This window comes from Acetobacter sp. A11-2 (assembly GCF_040208445.1).
Lineage (GTDB): Bacteria > Pseudomonadota > Alphaproteobacteria > Acetobacterales > Acetobacteraceae > Acetobacter > Acetobacter oryzoeni.
On record NZ_CP157843.1, the window covers coordinates 730,001 to 744,206 of the forward strand.

The following is a 14,206-nucleotide window of genomic DNA, read 5'->3' on the forward strand; positions in this document are numbered from 1 at the left end:
GGACTCTGCGAAGTCGAAAGACGACGTATAGGGTCTGACGCCTGCCCGGTGCCGGAAGGTTAAGAGGAGGTGTGAGAGCGCTGAATTGAAGCCCCGGTAAACGGCGGCCGTAACTATAACGGTCCTAAGGTAGCGAAATTCCTTGTCGGGTAAGTTCCGACCTGCACGAATGGCGTAACGACTTCCCCGCTGTCTCCAGCATCGGCTCAGCGAAATTGAATTCCCCGTGAAGATGCGGGGTATCCGCGGTCAGACGGAAAGACCCTATGAACCTTTACTGCAGCTTTACAGTGGCATCAGAGACATTCTGTGTAGGATAGGTGGGAGGCTTTGAAGCAGGGGCGCCAGTTCCTGTGGAGCCATCCTTGAAATACCACCCTGAATTTTTCTGATGTCTAACCGTGGTCAGTTAGCCTGATCCGGGACCCTGTATGGTGGGCAGTTTGACTGGGGCGGTCGCCTCCCAAAGTGTAACGGAGGCGCGCGATGGTGGGCTCAGGCCGGTCGGAAACCGGCTGTTGAGTGCAATGGCATAAGCCCGCCTGACTGCGAGAGTGACAGCTCGAGCAGAGACGAAAGTCGGCCATAGTGATCCGGTGGTCCCGCGTGGAAGGGCCATCGCTCAACGGATAAAAGGTACTCTAGGGATAACAGGCTGATCTCCCCCAAGAGTCCACATCGACGGGGAGGTTTGGCACCTCGATGTCGGCTCATCACATCCTGGGGCTGGAGCAGGTCCCAAGGGTTCGGCTGTTCGCCGATTAAAGTGGTACGTGAGCTGGGTTTAGAACGTCGTGAGACAGTTCGGTCCCTATCTGCCGTGGATGTTGGAGACTTGAGAGGATTTGTCCCTAGTACGAGAGGACCGGGATGAACATACCTCTGGTGCACCGGTTGTCGCGCCAGCGGCACCGCCGGGTAGCTAAGTATGGAAGGGATAACCGCTGAAAGCATCTAAGCGGGAAACCCACCTCAAAACTAGGTCTCCCTGAGGGTCGTGGTAGACCACCACGTTAATAGGCCAGGTGTGAAAGCGTGGTAACACGTGCAGCTAACTGGTCCTAATCACCCAATAGGCTCACTCTCTTACTGTCCCCTTAAAAGGACGGCCCGTGCACAGAAATCATCCATATAACGCCTACTTCTTCATAACCAACCGTCCTCCACACACCCCTTACAGGGTGGACTGGATGACCTGGTGGCCATGGCGGGGAGAGATCCACCCGATCCCATCCCGAACTCGGCCGTGAAAACCCCCAGCGCCTATGATACTGTGGCTTAAGCCACGGGAAAGTCGGTCGCCGCCAGGTCTTCCAATCCACCCTATACAAATCTTACCCCTACAAATTTCAACACATCTTCAACCGCGGGGTGGAGCAGCCCGGTAGCTCGTCAGGCTCATAACCTGAAGGCCGCAGGTTCAAATCCTGCCCCCGCAACCATACCTAATTGCGATCTTGGATCAAAGCGTGAACGCATACCAGCGTTCGCGCTTTTTTGTGTTCCAGACGCAATCGTCAGAATGCTGGCCAGATCGCCACGAACGTCAATCCGCATGCCATCATCAGACGGCGTGAGGATAATGGCTTCAATCAGCGAGCGCACAATCTCCGCAGCCTCCTGACGCTGGGTCTCCAGTTCAGAATTGAGAGCTTCATGCAGGCGGAAGATCTGCTCACGATAAACGCAGGCCATCTCCGGGTGAAGCAGGGGAGGCGGGGCTTTGGAACTGGCCAGAAGAGCCTCGAGTTCTGTCCTGCGGGTTTCAAGCTTCAGGCTCTGCTGATCAAGGCTCTCCTTGCTCACCCGATCTTCCAGAACCTCGCGCCGGATGTTCTGAAGATTGGCGCAGATGCCCTTGTTGCGGGCGTTCGAACAGCCAAGCAGGTGTTTCGAGATCATGCTGTAACCCCCCTGACAGCAGCCACACCTCAGCAAGCCCGAGAGCAGATATTTCGGACGGCGTCTTGCGCGGAAATGGTCGTGACTGTGACCGGTTCTGATATCCGGGCTGGCTTCAAGGGTTTTCTGGCGGGCCTTGACTGCATCCCACAGATCCTGATCAATAATCCGCAGGTCCGGCACGTCCCGTATGACCCACGCGGCTTCGGGGTTGAGGCGGGAGACGCGATTAAGGGACACGGCAATCTTTTTCGCGGATTTTCCGGCGGCATAGTCCTGAAAGCATCAGGTTTCCTGAAAATCTGATAGTTGAAATCTGGAATATTTTCTCCCTTCTTCTTTTTTATAAAAAGGAGAAGGGGTTTTTAACTGTTATATTCGATCTTTATTATAACAGGTGCATAAGGCTTATGCTGTAAGAAGTATTTTTCAAATCACTTTTTATAATCGGGTTGTTCTCTATCCAATTTACGGCGTAGGGCTTTCCAGATCATTTGTCCTTGATCGGGGTCTGTATCAAACTGGCTTTTGGTGCGCAGGATTTTTTCTTCCGAAGGGATATGCAAAGGCACCCCGGTAGATTGAGCGGCAATCTGAATTTTGCAGGCCTGTTCCATGTAATACATACGGTAAAATGCTTGCGCTACAGTGCTGCCAACTGTTAACAGCCCATGGTTTTGCAGAATGATGGCATTGCGAGATCCAAGATCGCGTACAAGCCGTTCACGCTCGCTCAGGTTATCATCCGCAGCAATACCTTCGTACGCATGAAAAGCGACAGCACCGTAAAATTCGATGTTAATCTGGTTAAGTGGCAGAATGCCTCTATCTTGCGCGGCAATCACCATGCCTGGAACGGTATGCGTGTGCATGACACATGCCGCATCGGGGCGGTTGGCATGTATGGCGGAGTGAATGACAAAACCGGCCGGATTTATGGCCCAACTGGTTTCCTGCTGGGGAATGCCATCAGCATCTACAATCACCAGAGAGCTTGCTGTGATTTCTTCAAACAGCAGGCCATACGGGTTGACCAGATAGCGATGTCCGGCATTGGGAAGCCGAACGGAAAGATGGGTATAAACAAGATCAGTCATGTTGAAATGCGCCATCAGCCGATAGGCGGCTGCCAGGTCTTCCCGCAGTTCCTGTTCTGTTTGCTGTGTTGTCATTTGTAAAACCTCCTTAAAGGTCTGCTACAATTTGTATTCAGGCGGCAGAGTTGCGTTTGAAGTGCCCAAAAGTGGCTGTTTTACGTGCTCCTTTTGGTAATTGCAGTTCGCCCTTTTCAACCTTTTTAACCAGATATTGATATGTTTGCAGAGCCTGGGCCCACATGTGCTCGCCAATGGTTATGGTTTCATAAGAAGCATCATCTTTTTTTGCAAAGGCAGGAAGTGGGCGAATCTGAGTGTGATAGTCACAGGCATAAAATAGTGGAAAAGAGTAACGTTCTTCAGAAACTTTTCTAACACGGTGTGCTGTGGCCACAAATTCTCCGGCCGTCATCACTTCCAGCATATCACCAATATTCACAACAAATGCACCCGGAATTGGCGGCGCATCAATCCAGTCTCCGTTGCCGTTCATCACTTCCAGGCCGGGTTTATCCGCCAGCAGAATTGTAAAACACTCGTAATCCGTGTGGGCGCCAATACCTGGGGCGTCTTGTGCATCAGCATCGTAAGGATAGTGGATCATGCGCAATTTGGAGGGGGGAAAATTTGCAACTGTATCAAAGTAGTTTTCGTTTAACCCCAATGCGAGGGCAAACCCGCGGAAGAGTGTGCGACCCAGATCAAAAACAGCGCGGTAATAAGCTTCTGCAGCGGAGCGGAACCCCGGAATATCTGGCCAGTTATTGGGCCCCAGCAAGGGTGTTCCTGCCTGCACCAGAGGATGGTTGGCAGGTACTTCATATCCAATATCAAAGGCTTCCTTATGGTCTGGCCGTCCAGCAGAATAGACTTCTTCTCCTTCAGGCACGAACCCTTTATGAGTGGCAGATGTGCCTATGTAATATTCCATCTTTTTTTCAAATGGTTCGGCAAAAAAATCACGTGCAGCCTTGCGCACGCCTTCAATCAGATCAGCACCAACATTATGGCCGGAAATGTAAAGAAACCCGACATTACGGGCCGCATCTCCCAATTTTTCTGCTACAGCCTTACGCTCTGCAAGGTCAGAGCTATATAATTTGCTGATATCAATAACCGGAATACTGGTAAAAGTTTCAGTGGTCTTGGAAACAGACATCAACCCAATTCCTTCTTGTTGCCAGAATCTGACATGACATGTTGAAAATGTTCGTATTCTGTCTGGCCCGTCCAGACATTGAGTGACCAGAGGTCTGCTACGGGCATGTTGGTAAATGGCAAGGTATGCAAATAGCCATCAGGCCCACATTCTGGGGTCATTGTGGTGGTGGTGTATCCGCGCGTGCGCTGGCTTTGCCATATCTCTTGCCAGATATGCTGATGGAAGCGTAGGGCAGGGGCATATTCAGGAGCTGCTGGATGAGGAGCCTGAGGGCCCTGATCATATCCTACACGTGCCTGAATGTGATGAACACGGCTTATGAAAGGGGAGAAATCATCTGCCGGATCATTCAGTAACCGTTCACAGCAAACAACCCAATGGCTAATGTCAGCAGTAAAGAGCACATCTGGAAGTTGCCTGATAACATCAAGTGTAATCCAGGGTGTTGCCAGAATGCGGGAGCGATGTGTTTCAAAACAACACATCATATTTGCTGCACGACATATTTCCTGCGCAGATGCTATGAATTCAGCTTGTTTGTGAGCAGGCCATCGATCATTTCCTCCTAAAATATTAATAAATCGAGGGTTCATAAGCGATGCGCGGTCTATGGCATCATGCAGATCATCTAGATGATCCTGCACTGTTGCACTCTGCCGCGGAATAACGCCTCCACCTGTCATGGCAATAGCAATGAAGGGAGCGCCTTCTCCCTGTAAAATGGCAGCACATTCCTGAGCCTCTTCATGAGTTGGAGGAATACGTGCCTCCAACCCCACAAAACTGGCTTTGCGTGCTTCTGCCAGAGGGATATCCCATCGGCGGCTATCCCCCCACAATGTGCGGAAAAGTTCAAGTTTCATAAGCTCTTTCCCGGTTTCTTGTGTAGTATTCAGAAGTTGTAGTGTAGGTCACAGCCAACCCAGCGTGGTGTCTGAATATACTGGGCGCGGTTATCATCACTGCCGGTGAAGGAATAGGTTGTGCCATGCTTATTCTGCAGATTGTCAACATATACGGCAGCAGTCCACTTGCCGGTTTTGGGGCCGAATTCCATGCGGAGGCCAAGGGAGCTGATCTTGCTGGATTTGGCGTTGGGGTCCCCCAGAGCAACCCACATGTTGTCTTTCCATGTGTAGCTGGCTTGTAATGTTGTACGGTAAAGGCCCATGTCGATGCCATAACGGGCAACGGCGCTCCATGAAAAACGCGGCGCGAATGGCAAAGGCGAATTATGCGTAACGGGAGGATCTAGCGGTAGCCCATTAATGGAACCTACAGGGCTTTTGGCCTGAGCATCCAGATAGGCAAATGATCCGCGCAGATCTAGATTGGGGACGAGATTATGCAGCGTGCTGGAGAGTTCTCCCCCACGAGTGCGTGCCCGGGAAATTGTGCCCAGTGTAAGGGAGTTTGATCCATCTGGCATGGGCGCGAAGAAAAGTGTCTGCCGATTATGATATTCGTAGTCAAATAAAGAACCTTCCACAACAAGCTTGTTATGCAGGAGGGAGGATTTGATCCCAACTTCATACGCAATCAGGTTTTCAGGCTTTACGTAATCCAGAGCAGATGTGGCGGCCACGGGGCCTGCAAAATATGTGCCTGGCTTATAACCATTGGAAATGGTGCCATAAGCGTAAGTGCCAGGTACAATTTGGTAGCGCAGGCCAACACGCCCGGTAAAACGATGATACGCGTGAGTAGTGTCCAGAAAGGTTCTTTGCTCACCTGTCTGAACATTGTGTGTGCCACCATTAAAGCCGCGTTCATCGTAGGAAAGGCGGCCGGATGCAATGAAATCCAGCTTTTTGGTGATATTGGTAACTGTGTTGACGTACAGGCCTGTAGACAGGTTTTGCTGAGAAAACTGGTCTCTCAGCCAATATGGTGGTGTGGCAGACAAGGAATTGCGGAAGCTTGTGTAACTGCCATCAATTTTATCATAGGACTCATAAACACCTACGGTCAGATGGAGAATTTTTGCAAGATTCATGCGCAGGTGCATGTCGTGTGATTGCGCGATGGATGTATCATTCCAACGATAATCACCATATTCGTTGGATGTGCCATCGTAGTTGTCGTAATCATCACGGCGGTAGAAATCTATGCCGGTGGTGGAGGTGAATGTGCCAAAGTTGAAGGCTTTGGTATAGGCAACAGAAACACCGCCTCCATTTTCATTACGTTTAGCAGGGTCTTTTCCGACATTGACAGCATTGGCGTGTGGATGTGGCCCTACACCATCTACGGGATCCAGATCTTGCGGAGACATCGGGGTACCTTTGTCTCGTGTATAATGCAGATTCAACAATACGGAGGAAGTGTCATCTATCACAAACTTGGTCAGGTTGCGGATAGATAGCAGATCCTGCGATCCATAGCGTGCACCGGTTCCAACATCTTTTTGCCAGCCATCACCCTTTACGTAGTTAAAGGCTGTGCGATTGTAAATTTTGTTGGTGATGGGTACGTTTACAGCAAACCGACCACGGTTTGTATTATAGCTGCTATACCCCCATTCTGCATAACCTCCGAATTTATCAGAAGGCTTTACAGACTGAATATTGACCGTTCCACCTGTAGAGCTACGCCCCATATCAAAGCCTTGCGGCCCTTTTTCCACCGCAACATTTTCTGTATCGAGCATTTGGCCATTATAAAATACCGGATACGGTGCCAGCAGCCCATCCAGATAAATGCCAATTCCCCCCATGTTTGTGCCGATATAGTCATCCAAACCAACACCACGGATAGAAAAAATGGGTGTTGAACCGGAAGTGGCGTTTACTGCCGTAACACCAGGCGTAAATGCGGCAATATCCTTTGGGCTTTCAATGCGCAGTGCACGCAGTTCCTGGCCACTCATAACGTTCACCGTGCCAGGGGAGGACAGATAACGGTGTGTGTGGGAGCGTGTTACCTCCAGCTGTTCAGTAGAACCCATGTGTGGGGCGGTATTTTTACGGCGTGGCGTAACGACTGCATGCTTTCGTCCAGGAGAGACAGAATGCGCCGAAGCAGGCTGCGTGCTAGCGGTGGGTGTTGCTGTAGCAGCCAAAGAAGATGTTGATGCCAGAAGCAGGCAGGGCAGGGTTGGCAGTGAGATATATGCTGGAACAACGGCCAGAAAACGGAAGGACCGATGTAAAAAAGATGATTTCATGCCCGTATTCCTGTTTCATTCCTATTGGAACCGGTTTCTGGGGCGCGAAGACAACCGGCTTTTCATTTCTATTTGACAATGAAATTGGGTCGCCTTCGTTTAGGAATGACTCAAGCATACTTTTTCTGATTGATATTGAGATGCTGTTCAGTAACGGAGCATCTGGTTCAGAAAATTTTGTGCACGATCCGTTTGTGGTGCTGTAAAAAAAGTTTCTGGAGGCGTAATTTCCAGAATTTTCCCTTGATCCATAAAGATAATATGGTCTGCAATACGGCGGCTAAACGCCATTTCATGCGTTACGCATACTGTTGTAATACCCTGTTCAGCCAGTTCATCTATAATGCTTACCACACCTACAATCGCTTCGGGATCAAGTGCCGCGGTAGGTTCGTCAAATAACATCACTTCTGGCTGCATGCATAGTGCTCGGGCAATCGCAACGCGTTGTTGTTGCCCACCAGAAAGCTGAATAGGGTATTTATCTGCCTGATCGGGAATGCCCACCTGATTGAGATAGCGGCGGGCAAGATCTGTGGCCTCAGTGCGTGTCATGTGCCGGACGCGCATGGGGGCCAGAATACAGTTTTCTAAAACACTTAAATGTGGAAACAGATTATAGTTTTGAAAAACCATACCGACCATACAGCGGAGTTGGATAGGATCTGTTTTGTCATTAATCAACTTGCCGTTGATTTTAAGCGTTCCGCTATCGTGGGGCTCAATGCGGTTTAATGTGCGGATAAGGGTAGATTTTCCAGATCCAGATGGCCCCAGAATAACAATTTTTTCCCCTTTTTCCACATCAAAGTCTAAGCGGTCAAGCGCTACAAACTCTCCAAACAGTTTGCTCATGCTGCGCACGGAAATCATGGGGGTGGTTGTGGATTCATGCTGCATTAGACACAACCTTTTTGCGGTCAGACCAGGTGAAGCGTCGTTCAACCCGTTTTTGAAGGAAAAGGAAAAAGAAGACCATGACCAGGTAATAAACCAGAGCCGCAGCATAATATTCTGTAAAGGCAAAGGTCCGTGCAACCTGTATTTGTGTCACGGCCAGAAGTTCTTGCAGTGAAATAACAGAGGCAAGAGATGTAATTTTAAGAAGATTGATAAACTCGTTGATGGTAGGCGGCAGAGCAATACGGAATGCTTGCGGAAAAATAACGCGCCAATAAATATCACGTCGGCTTAGTCCAAGTGCGCTGGCGCCAAGTTCCTGCCCCGGATCTACGGCGCTGAGTGCGGAACGGTTGATTTCCACCTGATAAGCAGATTCATTGATGGAAAGGGCCAGAACTGTCGCCAAAAAGGGCGTAAACCATTGTTCACGAAAAATGGGGAAAAACTGCGGCACAGCGTTCCAGATGAAAAGAAGCTGCAACAATGTTGGGGCGGCACGAAAAAGAGCGACATATCCTTCCAGAACAATTTTGAGAACAGACCGTTGAGGATTGTTGAGTGCAATGGCAATCGGCACGGACAAAGTGATGGCGATGATGTGAGAAAGGAGGGCCACGGTTAATGTAATCAGGGCGCCATGGAGAAAGGCGCGGGATGTCAGCGCAGAAAAAAAGGCATTCCAATCAAATATCGAGCCAGAGGAAGACGCATCTGCCCCTTGTTTTGTGGACTGATCGGTAATGGACCATTTGTTGCGTAGTGTCGCCAGTGTTCCATCTGTTTCCAGCGCAGTGATTGCTGTTTGGAGCAGTTCCTGATCCTGCTTGTTCTGGCGCAGGTAAATGGCAAAATGTCGGTAATCCGGAATATCCGGGGTCAGAAGGATGTGTAGTTTGCCCTGAAGCTGCCGCATGCGAAAAAAGATTTCAACATCCTGGCTGACAAATGCAAAAACCCGCCCAATAAGAACCTGCTGTACAACCTGTTCTTCGGTTGGATATTGCTGGATAATCATAGGGGCTTTGCCTGCAGCAACCAGGGCATCGTTTATGACGCCAAGGCGGGTCACATAGCTTGTGCCAGATTCTACAGCGACATCCTTGCCAGACAACTCATCCATACTGGTCAGAACAGGAGTATTTGCACGTCCTGCCACCACCAGCGCCGTATCCTGATAGGAAACCGCATCAAAGCTTTTCTCTCGCGGGGGTGTGCGGATAATGCCACTCATGACCAGGCCACAACGTTGGGCGCCCAGACTGGGGAATAATCCTGTAAAATCCATGGTAACAACGGAAAGTTGCGCATGCCAGCGTGTGGCCAGAAAATGTGCAACGTCAATATCAAACCCTTCCGGATGTGTGACATCCTGCCCTTTCACGAAGGTCATGGGGGGAAGGGTCGGGTTGGTGCAGATGGTCAGTGTGCCATCATGTATAAACGAAGGAAGTTCTTCGGCTCGTGCTGATCCCAGCTGGCCTGAAGCCATAAAAAGGATGCCGAGCAGCGCGATAACATGCTGGAACCACTGCATGAGTGGCTGATGGGGGAAAAAGCGGGACATTAATATGACGCTTCCAGTAAATTACGGAATGTTTCGACCATCAGGCTGGTTTCGGGAGACATGCGAGCCAAAAAATGGCAGCAGGTTATAAGGTGCAGATCATTAAAGGTAATCCGGCGTAGTAATTTTTGCGCCACAAGAGGTGCTGCAAAAATTTCCGGCAAAAATCCAATGTAACTGCCAGACAGGATAAGAAGAGCGCGTGCATCTACTTTGTCCGCCTTGGCATGGTAGGTGAAATGCGGGCGTATTTCTTCCCATGCTTTGGATGTTGCAGCATCGGCAACGCTGATCATGCGCTGGCTGGTGAGCACATCAAGCGTGATTTCTTTTTCAGGCATATGAAAGAGAGGATGCCTGGCGCCGCAGAACAGGAAAGATGATTCTGCCACCAGTGGACGGCTGCCTAAAGGGGCCTCTCCCTGGGCGTAAAGGGCAATGCCAGCCGTAGCCTGCCCGTTTATAACCGCCACTTCCACTTCCTTGGTTGCAGCAGAATGCAGGTTCATAAATACGCTTGGGTGGTTTTGTGTGAATGTATGAATGGCTTTTACAAGCGGTGTTTCACCGTGGGTCTGTATGTTGTCGGGCACATACAGGTTGAACGTGCCGCTTAACATACCGCTGGCTTGGTTCACCTGCTGGCGAAACTGTTCAAGATTAAGAAAAAGCGCATGTGTTGCCTCCAGCACCTCACGCCCTTCATCTGTCAGTGCAAAGCCACTTCGTCCGCGTAGGCAAAGGGTGATCCCCAGACGTGTTTCTAAGGCTGAAATGTCCAGACTGATAGAAGACTTGCTTTTCCCCAGGGTTATTTCAGCGGCGCTGAACCCACCCTGTTCTGCCACAGTATGAAAGACACGCAGAAGGCGCAGGTCTATTTCCGAAACATGCCCTTGAAACCCACGCGGCCTTTTTCTGGGACGGGGTTTTTTATGGCTGCTTCCTATCATGGTTTGAATGCTCCTGCTGGGTGGGGCGTCAGGATAAAGATGGAGGAAACTGTCGGAGGATCCTTTGGCTTGATTAACAAGGCTCTATTGTTTCTTATAAGGAATGATTATGGCGTGTAAAACATGGGCTGTGAAGAGCGAACTGCGGACAATTATCAACATGTCGGAGGCAGAAAGCGGGAGAAAGGCGGTTTTCCGGGTGATTTGAATATATTTGTGAAAAAACTAAAGTGAACTCTTGTCCGTTCGTATTCGGATTGCAGTATCTCTCGGATAGTCTGTGCTTGAAACAGATACCTTGAGGAATTTCAAGACATGGCTGCAAACAGGTGGTTTATAGACAGCGAAACCGGCGTGCTGGCAGACGTTCTTTTGTGTCCGCCTGATTATTATGAATGGATTCCAAGTAACGATATTGCTATTCAAACAATGGCGCATGGTGGAAACATAGATCGCACCGCCTTGCGTACTCAGTTTGATGAACTGGTTTCAACGCTTAAAAGCGAGGATGTGTCCTGCCATTTCTTGGTGCCGCATGAAAACATGCCGTACGAAGTTTATACGCGAGACAGTTCACAAACCACACCATTTGGCACTGTTGTTACAAATCTTTCCCGCCCGGAACGTGTAGGAGAGGAAAAAGAAATCCGTTCTTTTTACGCACCGGATGAAATCTGGCGCACATGTACCGCAGGGCGTATTGAGGGCGGGGATATCCATATCATTCGCCCTGGTTTGCTAGCCGTTGGTGTAAGTGGCGGCCGGACGGATGCAAAAGGGGCGGCCGAATTCATCAGCTGGTTTGAAGAAGCTGGCTGGACCTGCCGCATGATTCACTTTCCAGAGCATTTTCTTCATCTTGATGTCATTTTCTGCATGGTTGCGGAAAACCTTGCGATTGCTGCCGTGGATGTGTTGGATGAAGCTGATCTGGAATGGTTCCGTGAACAGGGCATCCGTATTCTGCCGGTAAGCTATCGTGAGGCCATGCGGGATATGGGGTGTAACGTACTGTCCTTGGGGAAAGACAGGGTGGTAAGCCCACGTCACTCCGTGCGTATCAATCAGATGTTGCGCGCTGAAGGGCTGACAGTTCTTGATCCAGAACTCAATCAGTTTTCCCGTGGTGGCGGCAGTATTCATTGCATGACCATGCCTTTGCGCAGGCAGCCATTGTAAAAGCTTTAGGGATTTTACAAAGAAAGGAATAGCAAATGCCTGCTCGTATTGTAATCAGCGCAGATGGCCACGAGGTCTTTGAAAGCTGGCGGCAGGCTTTTGCTACGGTTGCGCCTGGTCTTCCTATCTGCTCATGGTTTGACCCTGCGTGGCAATTGCAGCCTGATGATTATGCCTTGGTCTGGAAACCAGAACCAGAGCATGTGGAATGCCTTGCCCATATGAAAGGCATTATATGCACAGGAGCAGGTGTTGATCATCTGCTTTCCTTGCCGGATTTTCCGCAGGATGTGCCTTTGGTGCGTATGGGCGGGGAGCAGACAGCCCGCCTGATGGCGGATTATGTGCTGTGGGCAGTCATCAGTCTTCTCAGGGGGGCTCGCACATGGGCTCTCCAGCAACAGCACGCTATATGGCGCAATAATGTATGCAGCCGCACATCCGATACAACCAGAGTGGGCGTGATGGGCCTTGGGCATCTTGGCGCTTTTGTTGCGCAGGATCTGGCCAGGTTTGGTTTTTGTGTCTCCGGATGGAAACGTCTGCATTCTGATGTGGAAGGCGTAACAGTCTGGAGCGGTAGAGAGAATCTGCCCGGATTTTTGGCCGAAGTGGATGTTCTGGTAAATCTGTTACCAGCAACGCCTGCAACAGAAGGGCTGATTGATTCTGACTTTTTCCAGCATCTTCCAAAAGGTGCAGGATTTGTAAATGTTGGCCGTGGGAAACACGTTGTACAGAAAGATCTTCTGAAAGCACTGGATGATGGCACGTTATGTGGTGCCGTGCTGGATGTTGTTACGCCCGAACCATTACCCGCAGAATCTGCCTTGTGGCAGCACCCACGCGTAATACTTACGCCGCATGTTGCATCTGAGGCATCACGTGAAATGCAGGCCCGTTACGCAGCGAATGTGGTGGCATGCCTAGAGCGGGGAGAGCGGCCCGCTTTGTTATGTGATGTTGCGCGTGGATATTGAATACCAAAAAGCCTGAAACAGAAAAGGTGCAGAATATGAGCCAATATGCCGATCTGACAGTGAATGGACAGGCGCTGTGGCATGATCTCACCACAACTGCTGCTTTTGGCGGTACGGCCAAAGGTGGCATATGTAGGCTTGCTCTTTCGGATGAAGATTTTCAGGTTCGGGCATGGTTTGAACAAACCTGCAAGGCGCTGGGATGTACTGTAACCCATGATTCTATGGGTAATCAGTTTGCCCGTCGTGCTGGCCTGCAAAATGATCTGCCTCCCATTATGATGGGCAGCCATCTGGATACTCAAGTTACAGGTGGCCGTTTTGATGGCATTTTAGGCGTATTGGGCGGTATTGCGGTTTTGCGTGCGCTTCATGATGCAGGCATTCATACGCGGCATTCAATCGAAGTGGTGAACTGGACAAATGAGGAAGGGGCACGCTTTAGGCCTCCCATGCTCGCTTCAGGTGTTTTTGGTGGTGCTTTTACAGAGGAATTTGCCAGCAGCAGGACAGATGCAACTGGCATAACGTTGCGGCAGGAACTGGAACGTGGTGGCTTTGTAGGAGAAGAACACTGCGGGCAGCATCCGGCGGCAGCATATTTTGAGCTGCATATTGAACAGGGTCCTGTGCTGGAAGCCAAAGAATGCACCATAGGTGTTGTAACCGGCGTGCAGGGCATGCGCTGGTATGAGGTTGTGGTACGCGGCCGCTCTGCACATGCAGGCACAACCCCCATGCCCATGCGTAAGGATGCCTTATTGGCCGCCGCACGTATGATTGACCAAGTGAATGCCGTGGCACAAGCGTATGCGCCTGATGGTTTAAGCACCATTGGCATTATCACGGCGTTTCCTGCCAGCAGCAACGTTGTTCCGCGGGAAGTGCGCTTTACTGTGGATTTGCGGAATCCATCGGAAGACGCGTTGCAGGGTATGGAAGAAGATTTCCTGCGCCGTATGCAGGAATGTGCGCAAGCGGCAGGTGTGGAGGTCAGCATAACGCCGACATGGAATTCCCCAGCCGTACATTTTGATAAGCGCTGCGTTGCCTGTGTTCGGGAAAGCGGGAAAGAGCTGAATTATAGCATGCAAGATATTGTATCCGGCGCCGGGCACGATGCTGTGTATGTTTCTAGGGTTGTGCCAACCGCCATGATTTTTGTGCCATGTTGGCAGGGTATCAGCCATAACGAAGCAGAAAGTGCAACGCAGGAAGATGCAACGGCCGGAAGCAACGTGATGCTGCATGCCGTGTTGAAGGCAGATCAGGTATTTTGAACAGATATATTCATGTAAAG

11 protein-coding genes, 1 tRNA gene and 2 rRNA genes (1 of these 14 only partly in view) are annotated in these 14,206 nt (G+C 50.3%); 6 read left to right on the plus strand and 8 right to left on the minus strand.

Features of this window, described 5'->3' with window-relative positions; translation table 11 throughout:
- The 3 genes from ABNV41_RS03510 to ABNV41_RS03520 form a co-directional block, all read left to right on the plus strand.
- Nucleotides 1-1,086: ribosomal RNA gene (locus tag ABNV41_RS03510) — 23S ribosomal RNA — on the plus strand; it begins 1,657 nt to the left of the window's first position.
- Between the two features lie 108 nt (nt 1,087-1,194).
- Nucleotides 1,195-1,310: ribosomal RNA gene (rrf, locus tag ABNV41_RS03515) — 5S ribosomal RNA — on the plus strand.
- A 55-nt stretch (nt 1,311-1,365) separates the two neighbouring features.
- A tRNA-Met gene (locus ABNV41_RS03520) sits at nt 1,366-1,442 on the plus strand.
- On the opposite strand, the gene ABNV41_RS03525 is transcribed toward ABNV41_RS03520, so the two are convergent.
- The 8 genes from ABNV41_RS03525 to ABNV41_RS03560 form a co-directional block, all read right to left on the minus strand.
- Entirely contained in the window at nt 1,399-1,902 is a 504-nt protein-coding gene (locus ABNV41_RS03525; RefSeq protein WP_330123975.1) for a hypothetical protein, read from the minus strand. The genes ABNV41_RS03520 and ABNV41_RS03525 overlap by 44 nt on opposite strands.
- A gap of 434 nt (nt 1,903-2,336) precedes the next feature.
- Nucleotides 2,337-3,074, minus strand: coding sequence for a class II aldolase/adducin family protein (locus ABNV41_RS03530; protein ID WP_050820036.1), 738 nt, complete (start codon nt 3,072-3,074; stop codon nt 2,337-2,339).
- A 37-nt stretch (nt 3,075-3,111) separates the two neighbouring features.
- On the minus strand, nt 3,112-4,158 hold the full coding sequence (locus ABNV41_RS03535; RefSeq protein ID WP_050820035.1) for an isopenicillin N synthase family oxygenase: 1,047 nt from the start codon (nt 4,156-4,158) through the stop codon (nt 3,112-3,114).
- Nucleotides 4,158-5,024 carry a TIM barrel protein gene (locus ABNV41_RS03540; protein ID WP_050820034.1) on the minus strand — a complete coding sequence of 289 codons (867 nt, stop codon included), beginning with the start codon at nt 5,022-5,024 and terminating at the stop codon, nt 4,158-4,160. The genes ABNV41_RS03535 and ABNV41_RS03540 overlap by 1 nt, the downstream gene beginning before the upstream one ends.
- A 29-nt stretch (nt 5,025-5,053) precedes the next feature.
- Nucleotides 5,054-7,327, minus strand: a complete 2,274-nt coding sequence (locus ABNV41_RS03545) for a TonB-dependent receptor (RefSeq protein ID WP_087651980.1) — start codon at nt 7,325-7,327, stop codon at nt 5,054-5,056.
- Between the two features lie 147 nt (nt 7,328-7,474).
- The gene (locus tag ABNV41_RS03550; RefSeq protein WP_050820032.1) at nt 7,475-8,227 is read right to left on the minus strand and encodes an amino acid ABC transporter ATP-binding protein; all 753 of its coding nucleotides are present in this window, start codon (nt 8,225-8,227) and stop codon (nt 7,475-7,477) included.
- The gene (locus ABNV41_RS03555) at nt 8,217-9,794 is read right to left on the minus strand and encodes an ABC transporter substrate-binding protein/permease (RefSeq protein ID WP_080986819.1); all 1,578 of its coding nucleotides are present in this window, start codon (nt 9,792-9,794) and stop codon (nt 8,217-8,219) included. The genes ABNV41_RS03550 and ABNV41_RS03555 overlap by 11 nt, the downstream gene beginning before the upstream one ends.
- Nucleotides 9,794-10,747: a LysR family transcriptional regulator gene (locus ABNV41_RS03560; RefSeq protein ID WP_050820031.1), complete on the minus strand. Its 954-nt coding sequence runs from the start codon at nt 10,745-10,747 to the stop codon at nt 9,794-9,796. Before ABNV41_RS03560 ends, ABNV41_RS03555 begins: the two co-directional genes overlap by 1 nt.
- Before the next feature lie 315 nt (nt 10,748-11,062).
- Between ABNV41_RS03560 and ABNV41_RS03565 the strand changes: the two genes are divergently transcribed.
- Genes ABNV41_RS03565 through ABNV41_RS03575 form a run of 3 tightly spaced genes read left to right on the plus strand, consistent with a single transcriptional unit; the run spans nt 11,063 to nt 14,186 of the window.
- The gene (locus tag ABNV41_RS03565) at nt 11,063-11,926 is read left to right on the plus strand and encodes a dimethylarginine dimethylaminohydrolase family protein (RefSeq protein WP_050820030.1); all 864 of its coding nucleotides are present in this window, start codon (nt 11,063-11,065) and stop codon (nt 11,924-11,926) included.
- Between the two features lie 35 nt (nt 11,927-11,961).
- A complete protein-coding gene (locus ABNV41_RS03570) occupies nt 11,962-12,906 on the plus strand; it encodes a glyoxylate/hydroxypyruvate reductase A (protein ID WP_087651983.1) in 945 nt (314 codons plus the stop codon).
- 35 nt (nt 12,907-12,941) lie between these two features.
- Nucleotides 12,942-14,186 carry a M20 family metallo-hydrolase gene (locus tag ABNV41_RS03575; RefSeq protein WP_349934991.1) on the plus strand — a complete coding sequence of 415 codons (1,245 nt, stop codon included), beginning with the start codon at nt 12,942-12,944 and terminating at the stop codon, nt 14,184-14,186.
- Nucleotides 14,187-14,206: the final 20 nt, after the last annotated feature.